24 protein-coding genes are annotated in these 23,713 nt (G+C 66.8%); 8 read left to right on the top strand and 16 right to left on the bottom strand.

The features are described from left to right. Positions 1-146: 146 nt before the first annotated feature. On the bottom strand, positions 147-1,343 hold the full coding sequence (locus J2Y55_RS16700) for a multidrug effflux MFS transporter (protein ID WP_310155530.1): 1,197 nt from the start codon (positions 1,341-1,343) through the stop codon (positions 147-149). A 186-nt stretch (positions 1,344-1,529) separates the two neighbouring features. Further along, the gene (locus J2Y55_RS16695) at positions 1,530-2,270 is read right to left on the bottom strand and encodes a M48 family metallopeptidase (protein ID WP_310155526.1); all 741 of its coding nucleotides are present in this window, start codon (positions 2,268-2,270) and stop codon (positions 1,530-1,532) included. 216 nt (positions 2,271-2,486) lie between these two features. Here J2Y55_RS16695 and J2Y55_RS16690 point away from each other — a divergent pair, with 216 nt between their 5' ends. Together J2Y55_RS16690 and J2Y55_RS16685 are read left to right on the top strand one after the other, a co-directional pair. After that, positions 2,487-2,756, top strand: coding sequence for a type II toxin-antitoxin system VapB family antitoxin (locus J2Y55_RS16690; RefSeq protein ID WP_310155523.1), 270 nt, complete (start codon positions 2,487-2,489; stop codon positions 2,754-2,756). After that, positions 2,756-3,154, top strand: a complete 399-nt coding sequence (locus tag J2Y55_RS16685; RefSeq protein ID WP_310155520.1) for a type II toxin-antitoxin system VapC family toxin — start codon at positions 2,756-2,758, stop codon at positions 3,152-3,154. The genes J2Y55_RS16690 and J2Y55_RS16685 overlap by 1 nt, the downstream gene beginning before the upstream one ends. A gap of 19 nt (positions 3,155-3,173) precedes the next feature. On the opposite strand, the gene J2Y55_RS16680 is transcribed toward J2Y55_RS16685, so the two are convergent. Beyond that, a complete protein-coding gene (locus J2Y55_RS16680; protein WP_310155517.1) occupies positions 3,174-4,475 on the bottom strand; it encodes a polyhydroxyalkanoate depolymerase in 1,302 nt (433 codons plus the stop codon). 190 nt (positions 4,476-4,665) lie between these two features. Here J2Y55_RS16680 and J2Y55_RS16675 point away from each other — a divergent pair, with 190 nt between their 5' ends. Together J2Y55_RS16675 and J2Y55_RS16670 are read left to right on the top strand one after the other, a co-directional pair. After that, a complete protein-coding gene (locus J2Y55_RS16675; RefSeq protein WP_310155513.1) occupies positions 4,666-6,018 on the top strand; it encodes an ActS/PrrB/RegB family redox-sensitive histidine kinase in 1,353 nt (450 codons plus the stop codon). A gap of 79 nt (positions 6,019-6,097) precedes the next feature. Then, entirely contained in the window at positions 6,098-6,664 is a 567-nt protein-coding gene (locus J2Y55_RS16670; RefSeq protein ID WP_310155510.1) for an ActR/PrrA/RegA family redox response regulator transcription factor, read from the top strand. 79 nt (positions 6,665-6,743) lie between these two features. On the opposite strand, the gene J2Y55_RS16665 is transcribed toward J2Y55_RS16670, so the two are convergent. Together J2Y55_RS16665 and J2Y55_RS16660 are read right to left on the bottom strand one after the other, a co-directional pair. Beyond that, on the bottom strand, positions 6,744-7,778 hold the full coding sequence (locus tag J2Y55_RS16665; RefSeq protein ID WP_310155507.1) for an aldo/keto reductase: 1,035 nt from the start codon (positions 7,776-7,778) through the stop codon (positions 6,744-6,746). 35 nt (positions 7,779-7,813) lie between these two features. Beyond that, positions 7,814-8,983, bottom strand: a complete 1,170-nt coding sequence (locus J2Y55_RS16660) for an MFS transporter (RefSeq protein WP_310155504.1) — start codon at positions 8,981-8,983, stop codon at positions 7,814-7,816. A 99-nt stretch (positions 8,984-9,082) separates the two neighbouring features. On the opposite strand from J2Y55_RS16660, the gene J2Y55_RS16655 reads away from it, so the two are divergent. Next, positions 9,083-10,057: a LysR family transcriptional regulator gene (locus J2Y55_RS16655; RefSeq protein WP_310155501.1), complete on the top strand. Its 975-nt coding sequence runs from the start codon at positions 9,083-9,085 to the stop codon at positions 10,055-10,057. On the opposite strand, the gene J2Y55_RS16650 is transcribed toward J2Y55_RS16655, so the two are convergent. Next, complete coding sequence (locus J2Y55_RS16650; RefSeq protein WP_310155498.1) at positions 10,054-10,515, bottom strand: MmcB family DNA repair protein; 462 nt, start codon at positions 10,513-10,515, stop codon at positions 10,054-10,056. The genes J2Y55_RS16655 and J2Y55_RS16650 overlap by 4 nt on opposite strands. A 295-nt stretch (positions 10,516-10,810) precedes the next feature. Here J2Y55_RS16650 and J2Y55_RS16645 point away from each other — a divergent pair, with 295 nt between their 5' ends. Further along, the gene (locus J2Y55_RS16645) at positions 10,811-11,836 is read left to right on the top strand and encodes an MraY family glycosyltransferase (protein ID WP_310155495.1); all 1,026 of its coding nucleotides are present in this window, start codon (positions 10,811-10,813) and stop codon (positions 11,834-11,836) included. After that, positions 11,829-12,755, top strand: a complete 927-nt coding sequence (locus J2Y55_RS16640; protein WP_310155492.1) for an NAD-dependent epimerase/dehydratase family protein — start codon at positions 11,829-11,831, stop codon at positions 12,753-12,755. Before J2Y55_RS16645 ends, J2Y55_RS16640 begins: the two co-directional genes overlap by 8 nt. Here J2Y55_RS16640 and J2Y55_RS16635 read toward each other — a convergent pair. The 3 genes from J2Y55_RS16635 to J2Y55_RS16625 all read right to left on the bottom strand — a co-directional run bounded on the left by J2Y55_RS16635 (position 12,682) and on the right by J2Y55_RS16625 (position 16,928). After that, positions 12,682-14,643, bottom strand: coding sequence for an SDR family NAD(P)-dependent oxidoreductase (locus tag J2Y55_RS16635; RefSeq protein WP_310155489.1), 1,962 nt, complete (start codon positions 14,641-14,643; stop codon positions 12,682-12,684). The genes J2Y55_RS16640 and J2Y55_RS16635 overlap by 74 nt on opposite strands. Before the next feature lie 60 nt (positions 14,644-14,703). Further along, positions 14,704-15,300, bottom strand: coding sequence for a TetR/AcrR family transcriptional regulator (locus tag J2Y55_RS16630; protein ID WP_310155485.1), 597 nt, complete (start codon positions 15,298-15,300; stop codon positions 14,704-14,706). Between the two features lie 176 nt (positions 15,301-15,476). Further along, entirely contained in the window at positions 15,477-16,928 is a 1,452-nt protein-coding gene (locus J2Y55_RS16625) for a cobyric acid synthase (RefSeq protein ID WP_404978953.1), read from the bottom strand. Positions 16,929-17,324: 396 nt separating this feature from the next. Between J2Y55_RS16625 and J2Y55_RS16620 the strand changes: the two genes are divergently transcribed. After that, entirely contained in the window at positions 17,325-18,476 is a 1,152-nt protein-coding gene (locus tag J2Y55_RS16620) for an aminotransferase (protein ID WP_310156271.1), read from the top strand. A 1-nt stretch (position 18,477) separates the two neighbouring features. On the opposite strand, the gene J2Y55_RS16615 is transcribed toward J2Y55_RS16620, so the two are convergent. The 7 genes from J2Y55_RS16615 to hisF all read right to left on the bottom strand — a co-directional run bounded on the left by J2Y55_RS16615 (position 18,478) and on the right by hisF (position 23,663). After that, positions 18,478-19,800, bottom strand: a complete 1,323-nt coding sequence (locus J2Y55_RS16615; RefSeq protein ID WP_310155483.1) for a hypothetical protein — start codon at positions 19,798-19,800, stop codon at positions 18,478-18,480. Between the two features lie 96 nt (positions 19,801-19,896). Next, positions 19,897-20,247 (bottom strand): RidA family protein, encoded by a 351-nt coding sequence (locus J2Y55_RS16610; protein WP_092172631.1) that lies wholly within the window; start codon positions 20,245-20,247, stop codon positions 19,897-19,899. Positions 20,248-20,399: 152 nt separating this feature from the next. Then, on the bottom strand, positions 20,400-20,855 hold the full coding sequence (locus tag J2Y55_RS16605) for a YqaA family protein (protein WP_310155477.1): 456 nt from the start codon (positions 20,853-20,855) through the stop codon (positions 20,400-20,402). A gap of 143 nt (positions 20,856-20,998) precedes the next feature. Continuing rightward, positions 20,999-21,526: a DUF1697 domain-containing protein gene (locus J2Y55_RS16600; protein WP_310155474.1), complete on the bottom strand. Its 528-nt coding sequence runs from the start codon at positions 21,524-21,526 to the stop codon at positions 20,999-21,001. Positions 21,527-21,544: 18 nt separating this feature from the next. Then, the gene (gene coaA / locus J2Y55_RS16595) at positions 21,545-22,519 is read right to left on the bottom strand and encodes a type I pantothenate kinase (protein ID WP_310155470.1); all 975 of its coding nucleotides are present in this window, start codon (positions 22,517-22,519) and stop codon (positions 21,545-21,547) included. 54 nt (positions 22,520-22,573) lie between these two features. Next, complete coding sequence (locus J2Y55_RS16590) at positions 22,574-22,894, bottom strand: phosphoribosyl-ATP diphosphatase (protein WP_069689130.1); 321 nt, start codon at positions 22,892-22,894, stop codon at positions 22,574-22,576. A gap of 4 nt (positions 22,895-22,898) precedes the next feature. Continuing rightward, complete coding sequence (gene hisF, locus J2Y55_RS16585; RefSeq protein WP_310155466.1) at positions 22,899-23,663, bottom strand: imidazole glycerol phosphate synthase subunit HisF; 765 nt, start codon at positions 23,661-23,663, stop codon at positions 22,899-22,901. Positions 23,664-23,713 lie beyond the last annotated feature (50 nt).

Genomic DNA, 23,713 nt, shown 5'->3' with positions numbered 1-23,713 from the left:
CCGGAACCCATAACCGCTGATGTCAAAAGGTTAAGGCGCTTCTGTCGCCGCGCCTTGTCTTGCTGAACCTGGGGTTATGGGTTCCAGGCTCGCTGCTGCGCAGCGCCCGGAATGACGGCATGGGTCCGAGCGACAGCGGTGGCCCCTCAGGCCTTGCTGGCGCGGATCGCCGTGCTCGCCTTGAACAGCACCAGCGCGGCCACGCCGAGCGCCGACATCACCAGCGGCAGCGGCAGCGCCGTGCCTTGCAGAGCATGGCCGACGAGAAGCCCGACGCAAGCCGAAAGCAGCATCTGGCAGAGCCCGTTGAAGGACGAGGCCGCGCCCGCCCTGTCGGGAAACGGCATCATCGCCGAGGCTTGCGATTGCGGCATGGTCAGCCCGACGCCGCAGGCATAGAGCGCCATCGGCACAACCACGCCGAACGGCCCGCCGATGCCGGCCGCGACACAAATCAGCATCGCCACGCCACCGCCGGCGAGACAGGCCACGCCGATCGCGATGACACCGTCCAGCCCGCGCGAGCCGACAAGGCGCTGGGCGAGGATGGTGCCGCCGATGAAGCCGAGGACGCCGAAGCCGAAGGACAAGCCGTACTGCACCGGCGACAGGCCGTAGACGCCGATCAGCACGAAGGACGAGCCCGAAATGAAGGCGAAGAGCCCGGCATAGGCCAGCGCGGTCAAGCCGACATAGACGCGAAAGGCGCGGTTCTGCAGCAGCACGCCGAAGCCGCGGAAGATCGCGGGGATGGAGAGTGCGCCGGGCGTGCGCGCCTTCAGCGTCTCGGGCATGACGAGGATGATCGTCGCGGCGAGGCCAAGCGCGAAGACCAGCGAGGCGACGAAGGTCGAGCGCCAGCCGAAGGCGTCCTGCAAGACGCCGCCCAGGACCGGCGCGACCGCCGGCACCAGCCCCATGATCATGCCCATGCGCGCCATTTCGCGGCCGGCGCGCGGCCCCTCATAAAGATCGCGCACCATGGCGCGGCCGAGCACGATCGGGCCGGAAGCGCCGAAGGCCTGGACGGCGCGCGCCGCGGTCAGCGCCCCGATCGAAGGCGCGAGCGCACAGGCGAGCGTCGCGAGCAGGAAGAGGGCCAGCCCCGCAAGCAGGATGGGCTTGCGGCCGAGCCGGTCGGAGAGCGGACCCCAGATGATCTGACCACCGGCATAGCCGAAGAGGAAGGAAGACAAGGTCGCCTGCGCGCCTGCGACATCGGTTTCCATCACCCGCACGATCTCGGGCAGCGAGGGCAGGTAGAAATCGGTCGAGAGCGGCCCAAGCGCCGTCAGCATGGCGAGGACGGCGGTCATCGCCAGCGTATCGGGACGGAGTTTCATGGAGGTCGCGACCCTTGGGCTGGCTGAGCCCGCTATCTAGAGCAGGATGCGAAAAACTGGGAACCGGTTTTTCGCATCCTGCTCTAACTCTTTGATGAGAGACGGATTCAGATTTCAGCTGGGATCGCCAAGTGATCCCAGCTGAAATCATCCGGCTCTTGGCCGGGAGCATTGTGCTGTCGAGTTTCAGCCGAAGCCGTGCAGCCCCGCGCCATGGCGCTTGAGCCAGACTTCCGCCTCTTCCGTGCGCGGGCAGAGCTTGTGGGTCAGGGCCCAGAAGCGGTGCGAATGGTTCATCTCCTTGAGATGGGCGACCTCATGGGCGGCGAGATAGTCGAGCACCAGCGGCGGCGCCAGAATCAGGCGCCAGGAGAAGTTCAGATGGCCCTTGGACGAGCACGAGCCCCAGCGGCTGGTGGTGTCGCGGATGGTGATCTTGCGCGCCGGAATGCCGAGCGTGGCCGTGTGCGTCCTGACGGCGCGCTCGAGATCATCGAGCGCGGCGCGACGCAGGAAATCCTTGACGCGGCGGGGCACATGCACCGCCTCCCCAGCCACCGCGATGATCGCCGTGCCGTCCTTGTCGGTCGTCGCATGGGTGACGCCGCGCACCTTCGACCAATGCACGATGCGGTGCGGCACGCCGCGATAGGGGACGCTCTGGCCGGGCTCGAACGGAACCGATAGAGGCCGCTTGGCGAGACGCGCCGCGATCCAGCCGCCATGCTTCTCGGCGAAAAGCCGCCCCGTCGCGAAATCGGCGCGTTCGGGCAAGGTCAGCGTGATCTCGCCTGTCGCCTGCGAGACGCGCAAAGTCATGCGGCGCGCGCTCGCCCGCCGCTTGACCACGACCGGATAGATCGTGCCGGCATGGGGAACCTCGATCTTGTCGGGATCGGGTTGCCGCTTGAACAGGGAGAGCCGCATCGCGTGGAATGGTGCCGGATTCGCAAGCTTTGCGGAAGAGGCTAAAGAACTCTAAGGGCGAACGGTCGGGGAACACGGTCACGCCGCCCGGCTTTTGGTGAGAGATGGAGGGCTTTCGGCTCCTCGCCAGTGCGGCGCGAAGCGGACGCTACAGACGTCGCGACATGCGCCCAGCCCCATTTGTATTGATGACAGCGACATGGCGTATTGATATGTATGTCCATACAGGTTTCGGAAAACACCCGCATGACCCTGCAAATCCGCGACGATCGCGCTCGCGAGCTCGCCCAGCAGCTCGCTCGCAAGCGCAAAGTAACGATGACCGAGGCCGTGATTCAAGCGCTCGAGGGAGAATTGCGCCGCGAGACCGAGAAAGAATCGCTGGCCGCTCGGCTGAAACGGATCGCGGCCGAACTCGCAGCCAAGGGCGAGCCAGGCGGCCGCGCCATGACGAAGGACGAAATTGACGCGATGTGGGGCCATTGATGTTCGTCGATACGTCGGTCCTCGTCGCGATCCTGGCCGACGAGCCGGAGGCGGATGGCTTCGCCCTAAAGCTCTCGGCCGCGCCCCATCGCTACACCTCGGGGCTTGTCATTCTTGAAGCGGCCATGCGGCTGTCGAGCTTGCTCAAAGTCGATCCGAGCGAGGCGGAGATCCGCATCCAGCAGGTTTTGGAGGAGGCCCGAATTTCAATCGTCCCGATCAATGGCAGCATCGCCAAAAAGGCTGTGGCCGCCTTCGCGGCGTTTGGCAAAGGCCGCGGCCATCCGGCCCAGCTCAATCTCGCCGACTGCATGTCCTATGCCTGCGCCCAAGCCTATCGCGTCCCCTTGCTGTTCAAGGGCAGTGATTTCTCCCAGACCGACATTCAGGTGGCCTGAGAGACCGTTTCCGAAAAGGTCAGCTCGCGATCTTCAGCGCCTTGCGGGCCTCGACCGCGCTTGCATCGCGCCGAATCTTGGCCGCATCCATGTCGAGGCTGACCATGAAATCCGAGATGCGCGGGGCGATCTCGGAGCGGAAGCGCGAGCCGTTGAAGACGCCGTAATGGCCAACGCCCTTCTGGAGATAATGCACGCGCTTGTCGGCCGGGATATTGGCGCAGAGATCATGAGCGGCCTGGGTCTGGCCGACGCCGGAGATGTCGTCATTCTCACCCTCGACCGTCATCAGCGCGACGCGGCGGATGGCCTTGAGATCGACCGGCTTGTCGCGATGCATCATCGTGCCCCTGGGCAAGGCATGCTCGACGAAGACGGTCTCGACGGTCTGGAGATAGAACTCGGCGGTCAGGTCCATCACCGCCATGTACTCATCGTAGAAATCGCGATGCTTCTCGGCGGAATCGCCGTCGCCCCGAATCAGATGCTTGAACATGTCGTAATGGGCAGTGACGTGCCGATCGAGATTCATCGCCATGAAGCCGGAGAGCTGCAGGAAGCCGGGATAGACGGCGCGGAAGAAACCCTGGTTCGGAAAGGGTACGGTGGTGATGCAGTTGTTGCGGAACCAGTCGATGCCGCGATCCATCGCGAGCTTGTTGACCTCGGTCGGCGAGCGGCGCGTGTCGATCGGCCCGCCCATCAGCGTCATCGAACGCGGGGCGCAAGGGTCGTTCTCCGCTTCCATGCGGGCGATCGCGGCGAGCACCGGCACGGAAGGCTGGCAGACGGCCATGACATGCGTGTCGGAGCCGAGCATCTGCAGCATGGCGATGACGTAGTCGATATAATCGTCGAGATCGAAGCGCCCGGCCGAGAGCGGCACATGGCGAGCGTCGACCCAATCGGTGATGTAGACCTCATGGCCGGGCAGGAAGGCCTCGACCGTGCCGCGCAGCAGCGTGGCGTAATGGCCCGACATCGGCGCGACCAGCAGCACCTTGGGCTGCGGCTTGCGGCGGCCTTCGATCTTGCGATCGAAATGAATCAGCTTGCAGAACGGCTTGTCCCAGACGATGCGCTCCTCGACCGCGACCTTGACGCCGTTGATCGTGGTTTCGGCCAGGCCAAAGGCCGGCTTGCCATAGCGGCGCGTGCTGCGCTCGAACAATTCGCAGGAAGCGGCGATGGTGCGCCCAAACGGCGTGTAGCTCAGCGGATTGGCTGGGTTCTTGAAAGCGAGCTGCATCGCGTCGGAGAGCCCGCGCGCGGGGCTCACCATCATGTGCACGGCTTCGAAGGCATGGTAGGCAAACGACATGGCGGCCCCGTACATGCGAAATCGGTCTTTCGGTCGCGGCGACGATTCATGATGCGCCGCAACAGGGAACGCACCGTAGGTGGTATTTGTTCTCATACAACCCGGCTAAAGACTAAGATTTCGCTGCGATGCCGATCTGCCACAGGATATTGCTGACGATGCCGCACTGGCCCGCGTCCGGAACAAAGCCGTGACGCCCCCCGATTTCCTGGAGTCGGCGCTCGCCCGGTCGAGCCGGCATTTGCGCTTGGACACGCTGGTCCGGCTGCGCTGGCTCGCGATCTCAGGCCAAAGCCTGGCCGTGGCGGGCGTACATTTCGGGCTCGGCTTCGTCTTGCCCTTCGGCTGGTGTTTCGCCGTCATTGCCGTCTCGGCCTGGCTCAATATCGCGTTGCGCATCCGCTTTCCGCTGAGCCACCGCCTGACGGCGGGCGCTGCGACCGCGTTGCTCGCCTTCGACATCATCCAGCTCGCCGCGCTGCTCTACCTCACCGGCGGGCTGCAGAACCCCTTCTCGATCCTGTTCCTTGCGCCGGTGATGATCTCGGCGACGGCGCTGCCGCCACAGCGCACCTTGCTGCTCGGCATGCTCGGCGTGGCGCTGGCGACAGGGCTCAGCTTCGCGCATCTGCCGCTGCCCTGGGCCGGCGAGGGCCGCCCGATGCTGCCACCCTATTACCAGGCCGGAAACTGGATCGCGCTCGTGCTGGGCCTGGGGTTTACCGGCATCTATGCCTGGCGGGTCGCCAAGGAGGCGCGCGACCTCTCCGACGCGCTCACCGCCACCGAGCTCGTGCTGGCGCGCGAGCAGCATCTCTCGCAGCTCGATGGGCTGGCCGCCGCCGCCGCCCATGAACTCGGCACGCCGCTCGCCACGATCGCGCTGGTGGCGCGCGAGCTCTCGCGCCTGGCGCCGGCGGAAGGCGAAATGGCCGAGGACATCGCGCTGCTGCGCGAGCAGGTCGAGCGCTGCCGCGGCATCCTCGGCAAGCTCACCTCGCTGCAGGACGACGATGGCAGCCCCTTGGACGAGCTGTCGCTTCGCCTGCTCATCGAGGAAGCGGCCGGGCCGCAACGCCCCTTCGGCATGCCCTTCGAGATCGCGATGCAGGGCGAGAAGCCCGAACCCGTCTGCCGCCGCAACCCCGGCATGATCTATGGCCTCGGCAATATCGTCGACAATGCGGTCGATTTCGCCCAGGCGGCCGTGACCATCACGGCGCGCTGGGACGACAACCTGGTCACGCTGGTCATCGCCGATGACGGGCCGGGCTTTCCAGCGGACGTGCTGATGCGCGCAGGCGAGCCTTACCTCACCCATGGGGCGGGCGAGAACCGCGCCGGCGGCGGGCTGGGCCTGGGCCTCTTCATCGCCAAGACACTGCTCGAGCGCGGCGGGGCGGCCATCGAGTTCTCGAACCTGCCCGCGCCCGCAAGCGGCGCCTCGATCAGGATCAGCTGGCCCAGAGCCGTGTTCGAGGCCGGCCTGCGTCCGCAAGGGGCTACAAACCCGGAGGCTTCGGCCCTACATAGGGCTGGCTGACCCGCTTCCTGCCGGATGCGCAGCGGCGGCAACCGCGCTACTATTCCGTTGGGACAGGCCCGGCGGAAGGAGAGTTCCGATGCAAGATGTGCTGAGCGAAGCCGCCTCGACCGAAACCGTGGCGGATATGTCCCTGCTGCTGGTCGACGACGACAAGCCATTCCTGACCCGGCTGGCGCGCGCCATGGAGGGACGCGGCTATCTGGTGCGGACCGCTGAAAGCGTCTCGGCCGGGCTTGCCGCCGTCGAAGAAGCCGCCCCGGCCTTCGCGGTGATCGATCTGCGCCTCGCCGACGGCAACGGACTCGACGTGATCGCGCGGTTGAAGGAACGCAGGCCCGACGCGCGCGGCATCGTGCTGACCGGCTACGGCAATATCGCGACCGCCGTCAGCGCCGTGAAGCTCGGCGCCTTCGACTTCCTCGCCAAGCCCGCCGACGCCGACGAGATCCATTCGGCCTTGGCCGCCTCGCGCAATGCCCGCCCGATGCCGCCGGAAAACCCGATGTCGGCCGACCGGGTGCGTTGGGAGCATATTCAGCGCGTCTATGAATTATGCAGCCGCAATGTCTCGGAGACGGCGCGCCGTCTCGGCATGCACCGGCGCACCTTGCAGCGCATCCTGGCGAAGCGCGCGCCGCGATAGGTATCTGAGCCACTCTCTCCCGTCATTCCGAGGCGATCCGAAGGATCGAGCCCGGAATGGCGGGGTGGTTCCCAACCTCTCACACCGGCGGCGGGTTGATCTGCTTGAATCCGCCTTCGCGCCAATAAGGATAATGCGGGTAGGCCGGCGTCACCGCGCTCGCTGCATCGAGCCGCGCGACCTGCTCGCGCGTCAGATTCCAGCCGACAGCGCCGAGATTCTGGCGAAGCTGCTCCTCGTTGCGCGCACCGATGATGACGCTGGAAACGCTCGGGCGGCGCAGCAGCCAGTTCAGCGCGATCTGCGGCACGGTCTTGCCGGTTTCCCGGGCGAGCGCATCCAGCACATCGACGATGGCGTAGAGCCGCTCATCGTCGACAGGCGGGCCGAAATCGGCGCTTTCGTGCAGGCGGCTGCCGGCGGGAAGCGGCTGGCCACGGCGGAGCTTGCCGGTCAGGCGGCCCCAACCGAGCGGACTCCAGACCATCGCGCCGACCTTCTGATCGAGCCCGAGCGGCATCAGTTCCCATTCATAGTCACGCCCGACCAGCGAGTAGTAGACCTGATGGGCGACATAGCGCGGCCAGCCATGGCGGTCGGCGGCGGCGAGCGACTTCATCAATTGCCAGCCGGAGAAGTTGGAGGCGCCGACATAGAGCAGCTTACCGGCCCGCATGAGCGCGTCGAGCGCGCTCAAGACCTCCTCGACCGGTGTGGCGGCATCGAAAGCATGGAGCTGCAGCAGGTCGATATGGTCGGTGCGCAGGCGCTTCAGCGCCGCCTCGACGCCCGCGATCAGGCGCAGGCGCGAGGTGCCGGCCTGCAAGGGACCGTCGCCCGTGGGCAGGCCGAGCTTGGTCGAGATCAGCGCCTGATTACGCCGGCCCTCCAGCGCCTCGCCCAGGATCGTCTCCGAGGCGCCGCTGGAATAGACATCGGCCGTGTCGAAGAGCGTGACGCCCGCCTCCAGGCAGATGTCGACGAGGCGCCTGGCCTGCGCGACGTCGGTGTCGCCCCAGGCGCTGAAGAGCGGCCCCTCGCCGCCAAAGGTGCCGCAGCCGAAGCTGAGGGCGGGGACTTTCAAGCCGGATGCGCCGAGCTGCCGATAATCCATGAGGTTTCTCCTGTCAGGCGACGTGGTGTGGCCGTTCAAACTGTCGCGACGCGAGCGCTGCGGCGCTCGATGGCGAGGCTCCAGGCGGCGAGGCCGAGCGCTGCCAGCGGCACCAGGGCGGCAATCGGCGCGATGCCGGGCAGCCCCGGGCCATGGCTGATGACGAAGCCGCCGAGCCAGGCGCCAAAGGCATTGCCGAGGTTAAAGGCGGCGATATTGAGGCTCGACGCCAGCCCCTGGCCCGCGCCGCCGGCCTGCTGCAGCACCCGCATCTGCAGCGGCGCGACCGTGGCGAAGGCGGCAACTCCCAGCGCAAAGGCCGCGACGACAGCGCCGATCTTGCTGTGGAAGGCGAAGCCGGCTGCGACCATCACCAGCGTCAGCAACAGCAGCGTGCCGATCAGGGCCGGCTGGAGGCTGCGATCGGCCCAGCGGCCGCCGAGCAGATTGCCAACGACGAGGCCGGCCCCGAAGACCAGCAGGATCGGCGAGACCGCCTCCTGGCTAAAGCCCGCGAGTTCGACCAGCAGCGGCTGGATATAGGTGAAGACCGCAAAGACGCCGCCGAAGCCGAGCACGGTGATCAGCAGCCCGAGCTGGACCTGCGGCCGGGCCAGCACCGCAAACTCCTCCGAGAGTGGCGCAAGCGGCGCGGTCTCGCGAGCCTTGGGCACGAACAGCGCCAAGATGACGAAAGCCAGGATGCCGATCGCGGTCACCGCCCAGAAGGTCGCGCGCCAGCCATAGGCCAGGCCGAGCCAGGAGCCGAAGGGCACGCCGAGCAAGGTCGCCAGCGTCAGGCCGGTGAACATCACGGCAATGGCCGAGGCCTTGCGCTCCGGCGCGACAAGCCCGGTCGCGACGACCGAGCCGACGCCGAAGAAGGTGCCATGCGCCAGCGCCGTGACGATGCGCGCGGCCATCAGCCAGCCAAAGCTAGGGCTGAGCGCACAAGCCAGATTGCCGAGGGTGAAGATCGCCATCAGGACGAGCAGGGTCGTCTTGCGTGGCAGGCCACGGGTCGCAATCGTCAGGATCGGCGCGCCGACGAAGACGCCGAGCGCATAGCCGGTCATCAGCAGGCCGGCGGTCGGGATCGAAATGCCGAGATCCCCCGAGACCTGCAGAAGCAGGCCCATGATGACGAATTCGGTGACGCCGATACCGAAGGCGCCAACGGTGAGAGCATAGAGTGCGACGGGCATGACGGCTTTCCCGGGAATGGAGATGAGCCGGGATATGGCAGGTTGCACGCCTATGAATTAGATTGCCGCCAGGACATTGATTTGTGAGGTGAAGTCATCATGCCGCGACCGGACATCAACCGCTCCGGTGAGATGGAGGTGTTCGCGCGGGTCGTTGAGCTCGGCGGCTTCTCGCCGGCGGCGCGCTCCCTGCGGATGACGCCCTCGGCGGTGAGCAAGCTGATGGCGCGGCTCGAGGCGCGGCTCGGCGTGCGCCTGATCATCCGCTCGACCCGCAAGCTCCAGCTCACCGAGGAGGGCGCGACCTTTCATGCCGGGGCATTGCGCGTGCTGGCCGATCTCGACGAGGCCGAGCGCTCGGTCGCCGCCTGCCAGATTCCGCGCGGGCGATTGCGGGTGAATTCGAACGTGCCCTTCGGCCGGCATTACCTGCTGCCGCTCGCGCCGCGCTTCATGGCCGCCCATCCCGGCGTGCAGCTCGACATCACCATCACCGACCAGGTCATCGACCTGATGGACGAGCGCGCCGATGTCGCGATCCGGGTCGGGCCGATGCGCCCTTCGCAGCTCGTGGCGCGCAAGCTCGGCGCAGCCGCGATGGCGATCGTCGCTTCGCCCGATTATCTGGCCAGCCACCCGGCGCCCCGGAGCGTCGCCGATCTCGCGCGGCACGACCTGATCACCTTCAATTTCGCTCGCCATTGCGACGAATGGCCGTTCCGTCTCGACGGCAAGCGCCTTACCGTCCCAGCCCATGGCCGCGTCACGGTCGGCGACGGCGAAAGCGCGCGGCAGCTCGCTCTGAGCGGGCAGGGGCTGGCGCGGCTCTCGCTCTTCCATATCGGCCACGACATCGCGGCCGGCCGCCTCGTGCCGGTGCTGGAGGATTTCAATCCCGGCGATGTCGAGGAGATCAACGCGGTCTATGTCGGCCATGGCGGCCGCTTGCCGGCCCGCGTGCGCGCCTTCATCGACTTCCTGGTCAAGAGGGTGGACCTGACGGCGCCGCCGGGGGCCGCCGAAGCCAACCGTCCATCCCGCGTGGCACAAACCGTCGAACCGAGCCCTGCCTAAAGCCCCGGGTCCTCCAGCAGCGCCAATCGTCCGGCCGCGAGCCTGGCGAAGGCGATGGTCAGCGCCTTGCGCCTGGAGCCGCTGAGCGGGTGGCGGGGCGCGCCGCGCAGCATCTCGCCGCCATAGGCGTCGGCAACGATCAGCCCGACATCCTCAGGCAGGATCTCACGCGGGAATTCCGGCGCGACCGCGAAGAGGAAGCCGTCGCAATAGTCGCGATAATCCGGCCATTTTCCGTCGACGCGGTAATCCTCGATCCCTGATTTGACCTCGACCACCAGCAATTCACCGGAAGGCGAGAGCGCGACGATGTCGCCGCGCCGGCCATTGGCGAAGGTCATCTCCTTGACGATGGCGTAGCCACGCTCGCGCAGGTGCCGGCCCGCGCCACGGCAGACGGCGCGAGTGATGTCGGGCCGCGTCGGTGGCGGGTTCAGGCGGGCGTCGGTCAGGGACATGACCATATGTTCCCTGTTTGTGCCCGACACGGCAAGTCGAATTTTCTTTCAGCCACGGTCGCGCGACAAACGCCGGAAATGCGCCGTCATTCCGGGCGCAGCCCCCGGGTCCGATCTTCGATCGGCCCAAGGATGAACTCCGCCGAGACCCGGAATCCATCGGAAGGCGATGCACTCTACGACGGATTCCGGATCAGCGCCGCTAACGCGGCTTGTCCGGAATGACGGGTGGTGGTTCCAAGCGAGATCATCACCCTCTAGGCATTTGCCTCGACTTGCTTATGGTGCCGCCGCCTTGGACAGCTTTCTCGCCCCCCTCCTGATCCTGATCGCCGCGGCCGCCATGTCGGCCGTGCTTTGCGTCGCCTTGCGGCCGCTGCTCAAGCGCTATGCGCTGGCGCGTCCCAATGCACGCTCCAGCCACAGCATCCCGACACCGCAGGGCGGCGGGATCGCGGTCCTGGCCGGGGCTTTCCTGGCGCTCGGGCTCAAACTTCTGCTCGGCCCACTCCCCGCCGTGGCGCAAAACGATCTCCTGCTGGTCGGCACTGCTGCGATCCTGCTCGCCATCGTCGGCGCCTGGGACGACATCCGGCCGTTGCCGGCGAGCCTGCGGCTCGTGCTGCAAGCAGCCTGCGTCGGGCTCGTCATTGTCTATGCCGCGCCGGGCCTGCGGCTGTTTCCCGGTCTCATGCCGCTTGTGCTGGAGCGAGCCCTGGCGCTGCTGGCCGGCATCTGGTTCGTCAATCTCGTCAACTTCATGGACGGGATCGACTGGATCACCATCGCCGGCATCGTACCCCTGACCGGCGCCTTGGCGCTGGCCGGACACATGGGCGCGCTCGATCTCGGCAGCGGCTGGCTTGCGGCGGCGCTCTGCGGCGGGCTGATCGGCTTCGCGCCCTTCAACAAGCCCCGCGCCCGGCTCTTCCTCGGCGATGTCGGCTCGCTGCCGATCGGCCTGCTCACGGCCTATCTGCTCTACAGGCTTGCCGCAACCGGCGCTTTCGCAGCGGCGCTGATCCTGCCGCTCTACCATCTCTGCGACGCCACCCTGACGCTGCTGCGCCGATTGGCGCGTGGCGAAAAGATCTGGGAGGCGCATCGCTCGCATCTCTACCAGCAGGCGACCACAAACGGCTTCAGCGTGCTCGGCATCGTCACACGCATCGCCATCCTGAACCTGATCCTGATCGCATTGGCTGCGCTCAGCCTGCGTATCCCCGGTCTCTGGGGGCAACTCGCCTGCCTTGTGGTGGCGCTGCTGCTGACCGCGGCTCTGCTGCGCAGCTTTTCGCGCCCGAAGGCCGCCCATGGCTGAGCCGCGCATCCTCCTGACCGGCGCGAGCGGCTTCGTCGGGCCACATGTCGTCACGGCGCTGCGCGATGCGGGCTATCGCCTGCGGCTGACGCAGCGCCGAGCCACCACGGCCTCGCCCGGCATCGAGACCGTCGCAACCGGCGACATGAGCGCGCCCATCGACTGGCGCGCCGCGCTGGACGGCGTCGACCATGTCGTGCACATGGCCGGGCTCGCCCATGCCGGCCCCGGCCTCGATGAGGCGCTCTACCGGCGGATCAACACGCAGGCGACGCTGGACCTCGCTGAAGCCGCCCGCCGAGCCGGCATCGCGCGCCTGGTCTATCTCTCCTCGATCAAGGCGCTGAGCGGGGCTTTCGACGGCGCAGCCCTGCGCGACGACGACAGCCCGGCACCCGATGACGCCTATGGCCGCTCCAAGCTCGCCGCCGAGCAGGGGCTGGCCGCGCTCGATCTCGATTGGGTGAGCCTGCGCCCGGTTCTGATCTACGGGCCGGGCGTGAAGGCCAATATGGCGGCGCTGCTCAGGCTCGCACGCCTGCCCTTGCCCCTGCCGCTCGGCGGGCTCAACGCGCCGCGCTCGCTGCTGGCGGTGGAGAATCTGGCTGAAGCGATCCTGTTCGCACTGACGCCGGCCTGCCCGTCCCGCAGGAGCTATATCGTCTCGGATCCCGAACCGATCAGCGTCGCGGAGATCATCACGGCGATGCGGGCGGGCCTGGGGCGCAAACCCGGACTGATTGGCGTGCCCGCACGATGGCTCGGCCTTGCCGCCCGTCTTGCCGGCAGGCAGGACGCCTTCATCAAGCTGAGCGGCGGACTCGTCGCCGCGCCGGACGCTCTGCTCAGGGCCGGTTGGCGGCCACGGGTCGCGACACCGGCAGCTCTGGCCCGGCTTGCGGCTTCGCCCGCAGCCTGAAGTCGGGAATCGCCTCGTCGAGGATGGCCTCGGCGGCGGCACGCTCGTCATTCTTGATGCCGGCCTCGAGCCGCGCCAGCCAGCCCTGCATGCGCGAGCGCCCGGCGAAGATCGGCTTGGCCGCCATGACGCCGTCGAGCCCGGTCTCGGCCTTGGGCTCGTCGCGTGCGAACAGGATCTCGTTGAGGCGCTCGCCCGGCCTGACGCCGGTGACCGCGATCTCGATATCGATGCCGGGCTCATAGCCGGCCAGCCGGATCATGCGCTCGGCCAGGTCCATGATTTTGACGGGCTGGCCCATCTTGAGGATGTAGACGGCGGCGCGCTCGGCCTCGGGCTCGTCGCCGCGCGCATGCGAGGCAGCGGTCAGGACGAGATCGCAGGCCTCGCGGATCGTCATGAAATAGCGGATCATCTCCGGATCGGTCACCGTCACCGGCCCGCCGCGCTCGATCTGCGCCTTGAATTTCGGCACGACCGAACCGACCGAGCCCAGCACATTGCCGAAGCGCACGGCGACCAGCCGCATGCCGGCGGCAGCCGCAACGAACTCGGCATCGCGCGACTGGACATACATCTCGGCGAAACGCTTGGTCGCGCCCAGCATCGAGACGGGCTCGATCGCCTTGTCGGTCGAGATCAGCACGAAGATCTTGGCGCCGGCCGCGATGGCAGCGTCCGTCACATTCACCGAGCCGAAGATGTTGGTCTTGATGCCTTCCGTCCAATCGGCTTCCAGATAGGGCACATGCTTCAGCGCCGCCGCGTGGATGACGATGTCGGGCGCGAAGGCGGTGAAGAGCGGCGTGATGCGGGCGCGGTCGCGGACATCGGCCAGCGCGCCGTTGACCACGGTCTGGTGGCCCTGGGCGATGAGCTCCTCGGTGATCTGGAAGAGCGCCGGCTCCGAGCTCTCGACGATCAGCAGTTCGGCGGCGCCGAAGGCGGCGCAACGCAGGCAGATCTCGGAACCGATCGAGCCGCCGCCGCCGGTGACCAGCACGCGCTTGCCCTTCAGGAAGGAGCCCAGCCGCTCGCGATCGATCGTGACCGTGGGGCGAACCAGCAGATCCTCGATCTCGAGCGGCGCGAGCTCGGTGTCGCGCATGCCCTCGCCCAGGCTGTCGACGCGCGAAATCGGCAAAGCGAGCTTGCGCGTGCGCGCCAGCCATTTGTCGGGCTCGGCTTCGGGAACCAGCGCGCTCGCGGTTGCCACGATGCGGCGGAAGGGCTCGCCGCGCTCGGCGGCGTCCAGCGCCACCGCCTCGATCTCCGCCAGCAGGCCCAGCACCGGAACGCCGCGGATCGACTGGCCGAGATCATCCCCACGCGGCGACAGGATGCCGGCCGGCCGCAGATTGCGCATGGTGCCGGCCTCCATGGCGCGGATCACCATCTCGACCTCGACGCCGCGCCCGAGCAGCAGCGCCGGCAGGGCCTGGCCACGCTGCGCCAGCTGCTTGGAGCGGGAGTATTTGAAATAGCGATAGGCGAGCCTGGGGCCGCCGAGCAGCGCGTTCTGCACCAGCCAGTAGAGCGCGATCGTGATCTTGCCGAAGAAGAACGTGCCATAGAGGTTGGGCGCGACCAGGACATAGTCGACCACGAGCAGGGTCAGGCTCAGGATCGAGACCGCCTTGACGATGTTCGACAGGTCCGGCAGCGAGGCGAAGCGCCATTTCGAGCGGTAGAGCGAGAAGAACCAGTAGACCAGCCCGGCATAGGCGACGAAGAAAGGCAGGCCGCGCGGCAGGAGCCTGAGATGCTCGGCGAGCTGCCAGTTCTCGAAACGGATGACGAAGACGAGCCAGAGCGCCAACGCCGTGACCACGAGATCATGGACGATGACGGCGAGCTTCTTGAGATTCTGTTTGGAGAAAGAGGCCATGGCAGGCGGGGTATCCCGCTCCCCGGAGGGCTTGTCAACGCAAGCGAAGGCCGGAGCAGCTCAAGCGGCGCCGACCGGCGGCTCCAGCGCGGCCATGATGAAGTCGATCATCTCGTCGATGCTGGGCCCCGGCATGCGCGAGCATTGCGACATCAGCAGCGGGTGATGGAAGCGGATCATCGCCGTGCGGATGCAGCGTGTGGCCTCACCGGGATCGACCTTCCGGAACGCTCCGCTCGCCACGCCCTCCGCGACGACCTTGCACATCAAGGCGTCGAACCGGGCGATATGACCCAGAATCGCGTCCCAGCTCTCCTCCATCGCCGCGCAGACCATCTCATGCATGCGCTGCTGGTCGGCGTAACGGGCCTGGTTGATGCGGTACGAGGTCTGCAGCATGTCGCGCAGGCGCTCAGTCACCGGCCGGTCCTGGGCGGCGATCTCAGCCAGCGCCGCCTCATGCTCGCCCTTGTAGCGAGCCAGCACCGCCTCGTTGATCGACTTTTTCGAATCGAAAAAGCGATAGACGTTGGCCGGGCTCATGCGCAGCGATTTGGCGATGTCGGCGACCGTCGTCTTCTGATAGCCGATGTCGCGAAAGAAGCGCTCGGCCGTGTCGACGATGGTTTGCCTCGTATCGCGTTCAGGATGGCTCAACGCGGTTGTCCGATGTGCTGATTGGCAGGCAGTCTTCGGAATTTGTTGGTATGACGAATTTCATCATTCGTCAACCTCATGACAGACAAAGACTTTAGCCGATTTTGACATGGTGCCGATTGCACATTCTTGCTGCCGATCGCGCCCACGCCGGACAGCGGGCGATTGCACCCGGCTCAGGCGAGTCCGGGCCTCTGCCGCGCCAGCGCCAAAAGCGCCTCGACATCGAGATGGGCGGCGAGATGGGCCGCCAGCCGGTCGAGCGTGGCCTCGACATCGGCCTCGTAGAAGAATTCGGAGGCAACCCCGCCGATCGCCGCAAGCCAGGCCGTGCGGACCGGATCGGCCGAGAAGACGCCATGCAGATAGGTGCCGACGACGCGGCCATCAGGGCTCGCTGCACCCTCAATGCGGGAACCGACACGAAACGGCGCCCTTGCGGCGTCGGCACCCTGCGTGCTGCCGAGATGGATCTCATAGGCGCGGCCGATGGCCCCGCTCGCCGCATGGAGGATGTCGACCTCGCGCACGGTCTTGTCGCGATCGAGCACCGTTTCGACATCGAGCAGGCCCAGGCCCGCAGCCTCGCCGGCCGGCCCTTCCAGGCCCAGCGGATCGCGCACGACACGGCCCAGCATCTGATAGCCGCCGCACAGGCCCAGCACATGCCCGCCGCGCCGCCGATGCGCCAGGATGTCGATATCCCAGCCCTCGCTGCGCAGGACGGCGAGATCGCGCAGCGTCGTCTTGGAGCCGGGCAGGATGACAAGATCGGCATCGCCGGGCAGTGCCTCGCCGCGCCGGACCAAAGCGAGATCGACGCCGGGCTCGGATTTCAACGGATCGAGATCGTCGAAATTGGCGATGCCCGGCATCACCGGAACCGCGATCTTCAGGCCGGCGCCGGGCTTGCGCGCGCCCGAGCGCAGGTCGAGCCCGTCCTCCGCCGGCAGCCTCGCGGCGTCCGCGAACCAGGGCACGACGCCCAGGCAGGGCCAGCCGGTCGCGGCCCGGATCGTCTCGACGCCGGCGCGAAACAAGCTGGCGTCGCCACGGAAGCGGTTGATGGCGAAGGCCTCGATCATGGCGCGGTCGGCCTCCTCCAGCACCGCATGCGTGCCGATGAGGCTGGCGATGACGCCGCCGCGATCAATGTCGCCGATCAGGATCGCAGGCACCTTGGCAGCGCGGGCGAAGCCGAGATTGGCAATGTCGCGCGCACGCAGATTGGTCTCGGCCGGCGAGCCCGCGCCTTCGACAATGACCAGGTCAGCCCTGGCGCATAATCGCTCGAAGCTCTCCAGCACCTGAGGCAGGAAGTCGCCGCGCCTGGCGTAGTCGCCGGACGCCAGATGGCCGGCGACGCGCCCCTGCAGCACGATCTGACTGCCGGTCTCGCTTTCGGGCTTGAGCAGCACCGGATTCATGTCGACATGGGGCGCGATGCGGGCAGCGCGGGCCTGCAAGGCCTGGGCGCGGCCGATCTCGCCGCCCGGCGTCGCCGCCGCATTGTTGGACATGTTCTGCGGCTTGAATGGCGCGACCTTCAGCCCGCGATCGGTGAAGAGGCGGCAAAGCCCCGCGACGATCAGGGATTTCCCGACATTGGAGCCGGTGCCCAGAATCATGATTGCGGGGGTGCGCGCCAAGCTCATGCGCTGTGATTAGAGCATGCCCGCGCAAAGGGGGAGCCGGTTTTCGGCACCATGCCCGCATCGTCGCCGAGAGCTCGGGCTGTGTCCGGAGCGGTCTCTAAAGATGCGACGCGAAAGGGAGGGTCACCGGTTCACGCCAATATACCGCAACGTCAAAGGGGCGAAGCCGCCGCGGGCGCCCGTCGTGAACCGGCCTGGACAGATAAGCATTGAGCGCTGACGAATGTCAACATTCATCATTCCATATTCCGCCAGGCCAATTCCGACGCGCACTCGATCGACCATCCGGGATGCGCTGCGGTCCACGGCATGGTAGAGGCCCTGCCTGCTTTCGCCCAGAACAGCTTCGCTTGAGCCGGCCCGATGACGATGAACCCGATCTTCTCCGCCCTGCAGACCAGCGTTTTCGAGGTGATGTCGCGGCTCGCGCGCGAGACCGGCGCCGTCAATCTCGGCCAGGGCTTTCCCGATGATCCCGGCCCGGAGGACGTCCGGCGCAAGGCGGCCGACGCCGTCATCAATGGCTGGAACCAGTATCCGCCGATGATGGGCCTGCCCGAGCTGCGCCAATCCGTCGCAACCCATTTCAAGCGCTGGCAGGGGCTCGATCTCGACCCCGACGCCGAGGTGATGGTGACCTCGGGCGCGACCGAGGCGATCGCCGGCGCGCTGATGGCCCTGATCACACCGGGCGACGAAGTCGTGCTGTTCGAGCCGATGTACGACGCCTATGTGCCGCTGGTGCGCCGCGCCGGCGGCATTCCGAAATTCGTGACGCTGACGCCGCCGGCCTTCGGGCTGAGCGAGGAGGCGCTCGCCAGGGCGTTCTCGCCGAAGACCCGCGTCGTGCTGTTCAACAACCCGCTGAACCCGACCGCGACGATCTTCAGCGAGGCCGATCTCGATCTGCTCGCCGCTTTCTGCGTCCGCTTCGATGCAGTCGCGATCTGCGACGAGGTCTGGGAGCATGTCGTCTTCGACGGCCACAGGCACAAGCCGATGCTGTCGCGGCCGGGCATGCGCGAGCGCACGGTGAAGATCTCCTCGGCCGGCAAGATCTTCTCGCTGACCGGCTGGAAGGTCGGGATGGTGATGGCGGCGCCGAACCTGATGCGGGTGCTCGCCAAGGCGCATCAATACATCACCTTCACCACGCCGCCGAACCTGCAGGCCGCCGTCGCCTACGGACTCGGCAAGGATGATTCCTATTTCGAAGGCATGCGCGCCGATTTCCAGCGCTCGCGCGACCGTTTCGCCGCCGGCCTGACGGGGCTGGGCTTCAACGTCCTGCCCAGCGTCGGTACCTATTTCCTGAATGTCGACATCGGCGCGCTGGGGGAGAGCGACGATGTCGCCTTCTGCCAGCGCCTGGTCATGGAAAACGGTGTCGCGGCGATTCCGGTCAGCGCCTTCTATGCGGAAGGAGCGGTCAAGACCGTGGTGCGGTTCTGCTTCGCCAAGCATGATTCGACCCTGGACGCCGCGCTGGAGCGGCTGGCCGATTGGCGAAAAGCAGCCTGATCTAAACCTTGTGCAGCGCCTCGACCAGCGCGCCGGCCTTGATCAGGCGCGCCTCGAGATGCTTGGCATTGGCGGCAAAGCCGGCCGAGCGCATGGCCTCGATGGCAACAGCAATCTGCGTCAATGCCTGCCTGGCGAGAGCCGGGTCCTTGCGCCGCTCCGCGAGCCGCATCATCGGCAGCGCCTGATTGGCTGAGCTCGTCGCCCAGAGCAGCGGCACGCTCTCGCGCCGACGCTCCTCAAGAGCTGCGGCGAAGACCGCGATCGCCTCCTCGAATACGACCGGCTCGCGATAGCGCTCGCCCATGGCGACAAGCACGCCGCCCATCTGGTCCTGCAGTTCGGCCCAGCGCAAGGGCTCCCGGGCGCGATCAACCGCCTTGGCGACCCGGTTGAAACCGTTGAAGGCGCGCTCGAGCAGAGCGAGATCGTTGCGGCGCCCGCCAAGCGCGGCGCGGGCGCGCGAAATCATATGCTCGGCCTCAAGCCAGCGCGTCTCGTCGCGATTGCGATCCCAGACGGCGAGGACCGTGGCGAGCGCCGTGACCGCCTCCTCCAGCAGCGCATCGTCCTCGCGCGCTTCACCGAGCGTGACGGCGAGCCGCCCGAAGCGGACCGTCAGCGCGTGCCAGAGGAGCGGCGCTACGTCGCGATGGAGGTGCTCCACCCCCGCCCGGCAGCGCGCGAGCGCCTCGACGCGGAGATCTTCCATGCCGGCAATCTCGGCGAGCGCTTCAAGCGTGGCGGCCAGCGCGTCCTGAGCGCCGGCGAAAGCAACCGTGTCCTCCAGGCTGTCGAGCCCTTCGAGCAAACGGTGCAGCGCGGTCACGGCGGCGTCATAGCCGTCGCGCCCACCGAAATCCTCGCTGAGCCGCGCCAGCGTCTTCGCCTGGGCGAGCGCGACAGCGCGGCTGCGGTCGATATCGGCGAGGCCGATCAGGGCGGAGGCCTCGCCATAGCGGTCAGCGGCTTCGCGATAAGCCTCCGGCGTCGTTCGCAGGAAGCTGATTCCCGCCCGGTCGGCGCGATTCTCGCCGATCCGGAGACGCTGCTCGACCGGCAACGTCGAGAGATCGCTCGCGCCTCCGATCGAATGGAGTTCAGCTTGGGCAAGCGCCTTGTCTGCCTCGGCGAAGCGTCCGTCTGCGAGCGCAGACGCCGCCTCGCTGCGCAGGCGACGGGTTTCCTCGTCGCCGAGCGGCGCGCCAAGCCGGTCGGCCAGAGCGAGGAAATCCACCGCCCTGCGCTCCAGCAGCGCCTCCCCGGGAGGCGCAGAGCCGGGACGACGCAGCCAATCGGCGACCATGGCCGGCAGCACCACCATGGGCAGGCCATGGCGCCCGGCGACGCGCGCCAGGAGCGGCGCGAGCTCCTCGGACTGACTGATGGCTGCCTCCCGTCCCGACTTGGCGCTAGCGCCTTACTTTGCCGCGATGACCGCGATCTCGACCGTGAACTGCGGCGCGGCGAGCTTGGCCTCGACCGTGGCGCGGCCCGGTGTCGCGCCCGCAACGATCCACTTGTCCCAGACGCCGTTCATCTCGGCGAAGGTCGCCATGTCGGCGAGCCAGATGTTGACCATCAGCAGCTTCGTCTTGTCGGTCCCGGCCTCGGCCAGCAGCGAATCGATGATACCGAGGATCTCGGAGGTCTGTTCGGCGACGCTCTTGCCGGCCGCCTTGTCGGCAACCTGGCCGGCGAGATAGACGGTGTCGCCGTGGACGACGGCCTTCGACATGCGGGGGCCGACGCCGATGCGCTGAATGCTCATGCTCTTGTCTCCTGAAAAAGGGCGCTTGCTGGTAGCCCGAGCCGGAGGCTTTCGCAAACGCTAGAGCAGGATGTGAAAAAATGGGCATCGGTTTTTTCGCAAGAGCAATGCTCTGAACTCCTGGAATCGATCCCGTTTTCCAAGACAAATCCTCAGGCCAGCGTCGTCCAGCCGGCCCAGAGCGCGCCATAGCGCGCAGCCTTGCCGAGGAGCACGAGCCCGATGAAACGCCCGAGCGGATAGTTCAGCGTGCCAGCCACGAATGTCAGCGGATCACCCAGGACAGGCAGCCAGGCAAAGAGCAGGGACGGCCAGCCGAAGCGCGCGAACCCGCGCTGCGCTTTGGCGAATTTGTCCGGGTCGGGCCGAAGCCTTGCCGGCAGGCGCTCGACGCCGCCATCGGCGATCAAGCGGCCGAGCCACCAGTTGACGGCCGAGCCTGCGGTGTTGGCGAGACTCGCGACCAGGAACAGAGCCACCGGATCGACGGTTTTCGCCGCCAGCAGCCCGACGAAGACAATCTCCGACTGCGCCGGCAGCAGCGTCGCGGCGACGAAAGCCGCGCCCGCCATCAGACCGAGAGCGGAAAGATCGAGCTGCTCCAGCACCGCCAAAGGTTCCTATCGCGCCGAACGAGAGCAATTTCCGATCCGATTGGATCGTTCAATTGCTCTAGCCCCTTGTTTGAACGCGTTTTCTTCACGCGAACCGGCATCCGCTTCGCTCGAAAACCCTCTAGCCGGCCAGGGCATCAGCCCAGCATCCTGGCGAGCGCATTGACGGTGTTGGCGTTGCGCAGCGTGCCAATGCCGAGTTTTTTGGTCGTCAGATGCGAGAGCAGCTTGGTCTCGCTCGGGTTGCCGCCGAAATCGATCCATAAATCGCCGTCCGCGAGGGCGAGCCCAATACCGGGCGTGGCGATCCTGCCGAGCATGGACAAGGCGTCCGGGCCGAGCGGGCTTCGCATGACGCGGATGCCGATATCGGCGCTGTTCCCTTCCGGGAAGGGATTTTGGGCGGCAAGCCGCCGCCAGGCCTGCGCGGTGCGCAGGATGATATCGACATGCTTGCCGAAACGCGTGCGGAAAGCCGCTTCCAATCGGCTCTCGATCGCTGGGAGGGGCGCTTCGTCGCCCTCGAAGATCAGATTGCCGGTGGCGACCCAGCTGCGCGCATCGCCAAAGCCGAGCGCCGCCACCATAGCCTTCAGATCCGCCATCACCAGCCGCTTGCCGGGGCCGAGCACGATCGAATGCAGAAGGGCGACATAGGTCGTCATGGCGGTTTCGCGCCAGCGCTACAACCGCCGCAGCGCCACTTGCTGGATGCGGTGGCTCGCGCCCTTGGTCAGGATCAGGCTGGCGCGCTGGCGGGTCGGCAGGATGTTCTCCTGCAGATTCGGCAGGTTGATGCCGCTCCAGAGCCTCTCCGCGATCGAAAGCGCCTCGTCCTCGTCGATCTCGGCATATTTGCGGAAGAAGGAGCGCGGATCGCGGAAGGCGGTCTGGCGCAAGGTCATGAAGCGGTTGACGTACCAGCGATGCAGATCGTTCTCGTCGGCGTCGAGATAGACCGAGAAGTCGAAATAATCCGAGACGAAGGGGATGACTTTGCCGTCCTTGGGCATGCGGCTCGGCTGCAGGACGTTCAGGCCTTCCAGGATCAGGATGTCGGGCCGCTCGACCGTGACCTCCTCGCCCGGCATCACGTCATAGACCAGGTGCGAATAGACCGGGGCGGAGACCGAGGGCTTGCCGGCCTTGACGTCGGAGAGGAAGCGCAGGATCGCCGAGCCGTCATAGCTTTCGGGAAAACCCTTGCGCTGCATCAGGCCGCGCCGCTCCAATTCGGCATTGGGCAAAAGGAAGCCGTCAGTGGTGACGAGCTCGACCTTGGGCGTGTTGGGCCAGCGCGAGAGCAGCGCCTTCAAGACGCGCGCCGTGGTCGACTTGCCGACGGCGACCGAGCCGGCGACGCCGATGATATAGGGAACCTTGACCTCGGCCTCGGCCATCAGGAAGCGCTGCGTCGCCTTGAACAGGCCTTGCGTGGCCGCGACATAAAGCGAGAGCAGGCGCGACAGCGGCAGATAGATCGCCACGATCTCGTCCAGCGAGATCGGGTCGTTGATCGATTGCAGCTTGGTCAGGTCGTCAACCGACAGCGTCAGCGGCGTGTCGGCGCGCAAATGCGCCCATTCATCGCGCGTGAAGCTGCGATAGGGCGAGCCCAGCTCGGGATCGGCCGGGGCGGGGATCAGACGCTGGTCCATGAGGCGACCCGCATTCCAGGCTTCGAGGTTCAACGCAGGACTAGCCTCGGCTTCTCAACGGGACCGCGCGGCCTTCTCCGCCAGACCGGAGCGCACCGTGCGAGCCTCAAGCTGGCTCAACACGTCCCGCAATGCAACATCGCGCGACAAAAGCACGACTAACAGATGATAGAGCAGATCGGCGCTTTCGGCGATCAGCTCGTCGCGATCGCCCTTCACGGCGGCGATGACGGCCTCCACCGCCTCCTCTCCAAGCTTTTTTGCAGCGCGCTCGGGACCGGCGGCGATGAGTTTCGCCGTCCAGGATTCCTCGGGCGAGGCTTTCGCCCGCTCGGCGATGATGCGTTCTAGGTCCGCGAGGGTGAAAGCGCTCATCAGCTCAATCCAGCCGCATCGCCAGACCCGCCGCCGCCATGTGGTCCTTGGCCTGCTGGATCGTGTAGGTGCCGAAATGGAAGATCGAGGCCGCGAGCACCGCGCTGGCATGGCCATCACGCACGCCTGCCACGAGATCGTCGAGATCGCCGACGCCGCCCGAGGCGATCACGGGAACCGAGACGGCATCGGCGATGCGCTCGGTCAGGCCGAGATCATAGCCCGATTTGGTGCCGTCGCGGTCCATCGAGGTGACGAGCAGTTCGCCGGCGCCGAGCGAGACGACCTCGCGGGCGAAGGCGACGGCCTCGAGCCCCGTGGCGTTGCGCCCGCCATGGGTGAAGATCTCCCAGCGGCCGGGCGAAACCTGCTTGGCGTCGATGGCGACGACGACGCATTGGCCGCCGAACTTTTCCGCCGCCTCCTTGACGAAGGAGCGATTGGTCACGGCCGCCGTGTTGATCGAGACCTTGTCGGCCCCTGCCAGCAGCAGCGCCCGGATATCCTCGACCTTGCGCACGCCACCACCCACCGTCAGCGGCATGAAGCAGGCCTCGGCGGTGCGGGTAACCACATCGAACAGGATGCCGCGATCCTCATGGCTGGCCGTGATGTCGAGAAAGCAGAGCTCGTCGGCACCCGCCGCGTCATAGGCCTTGGCGGCTTCGACCGGATCGCCGGCGTCGACGAGATCGAGAAACTTCACGCCCTTGACGACGCGGCCGTCCTTGACGTCGAGGCAGGGGATGATGCGGGTTTTCAGGGTCATCAGTGCTGCCAGGTCAAGGCGAGATCGGATAATCGAGCGCATATAGCGCC

It is taken from the genome of Allobosea sp. BE125 (assembly GCF_031456075.1).
Taxonomy (GTDB): Bacteria; Pseudomonadota; Alphaproteobacteria; order Rhizobiales; family Beijerinckiaceae; genus Allobosea.
Note: the sequence above shows the minus strand (reverse complement) of the source record. Positions and strands in the feature narration are given on the sequence as shown.

Bases quoted from the DNA above. Each gene is read 5' to 3' on its own strand.
- J2Y55_RS16700 (WP_310155530.1), bottom strand. From the start codon at position 1,343: ATGAAACTCCGTCCCGATACGCTGGCGATGACCGCCGTCCTCGCCATG.
- J2Y55_RS16695 (WP_310155526.1), bottom strand. From the start codon at position 2,270: ATGCGGCTCTCCCTGTTCAAGCGGCAACCCGATCCCGACAAGATCGAG.
- J2Y55_RS16690 (WP_310155523.1), top strand. From the start codon at position 2,487: ATGTCCATACAGGTTTCGGAAAACACCCGCATGACCCTGCAAATCCGC.
- J2Y55_RS16685 (WP_310155520.1), top strand. From the start codon at position 2,756: ATGTTCGTCGATACGTCGGTCCTCGTCGCGATCCTGGCCGACGAGCCG.
- J2Y55_RS16680 (WP_310155517.1), bottom strand. From the start codon at position 4,475: ATGTCGTTTGCCTACCATGCCTTCGAAGCCGTGCACATGATGGTGAGC.
- J2Y55_RS16670 (WP_310155510.1), top strand. From the start codon at position 6,098: ATGCAAGATGTGCTGAGCGAAGCCGCCTCGACCGAAACCGTGGCGGAT.
- J2Y55_RS16665 (WP_310155507.1), bottom strand. From the start codon at position 7,778: ATGGATTATCGGCAGCTCGGCGCATCCGGCTTGAAAGTCCCCGCCCTC.
- J2Y55_RS16660 (WP_310155504.1), bottom strand. From the start codon at position 8,983: ATGCCCGTCGCACTCTATGCTCTCACCGTTGGCGCCTTCGGTATCGGC.
- J2Y55_RS16655 (WP_310155501.1), top strand. From the start codon at position 9,083: ATGCCGCGACCGGACATCAACCGCTCCGGTGAGATGGAGGTGTTCGCG.
- J2Y55_RS16650 (WP_310155498.1), bottom strand. From the start codon at position 10,515: ATGTCCCTGACCGACGCCCGCCTGAACCCGCCACCGACGCGGCCCGAC.
- J2Y55_RS16640 (WP_310155492.1), top strand. From the start codon at position 11,829: ATGGCTGAGCCGCGCATCCTCCTGACCGGCGCGAGCGGCTTCGTCGGG.
- J2Y55_RS16635 (WP_310155489.1), bottom strand. From the start codon at position 14,643: ATGGCCTCTTTCTCCAAACAGAATCTCAAGAAGCTCGCCGTCATCGTC.
- J2Y55_RS16625 (WP_404978953.1), bottom strand. From the start codon at position 16,928: ATGATTCTGGGCACCGGCTCCAATGTCGGGAAATCCCTGATCGTCGCG.
- J2Y55_RS16620 (WP_310156271.1), top strand. From the start codon at position 17,325: ATGAACCCGATCTTCTCCGCCCTGCAGACCAGCGTTTTCGAGGTGATG.
- J2Y55_RS16615 (WP_310155483.1), bottom strand. From the start codon at position 19,800: ATGGTGGTGCTGCCGGCCATGGTCGCCGATTGGCTGCGTCGTCCCGGC.
- J2Y55_RS16610 (WP_092172631.1), bottom strand. From the start codon at position 20,247: ATGAGCATTCAGCGCATCGGCGTCGGCCCCCGCATGTCGAAGGCCGTC.
- J2Y55_RS16600 (WP_310155474.1), bottom strand. From the start codon at position 21,526: ATGACGACCTATGTCGCCCTTCTGCATTCGATCGTGCTCGGCCCCGGC.
- coaA (WP_310155470.1), bottom strand. From the start codon at position 22,519: ATGGACCAGCGTCTGATCCCCGCCCCGGCCGATCCCGAGCTGGGCTCG.
- J2Y55_RS16590 (WP_069689130.1), bottom strand. From the start codon at position 22,894: ATGAGCGCTTTCACCCTCGCGGACCTAGAACGCATCATCGCCGAGCGG.
- hisF (WP_310155466.1), bottom strand. From the start codon at position 23,663: ATGACCCTGAAAACCCGCATCATCCCCTGCCTCGACGTCAAGGACGGC.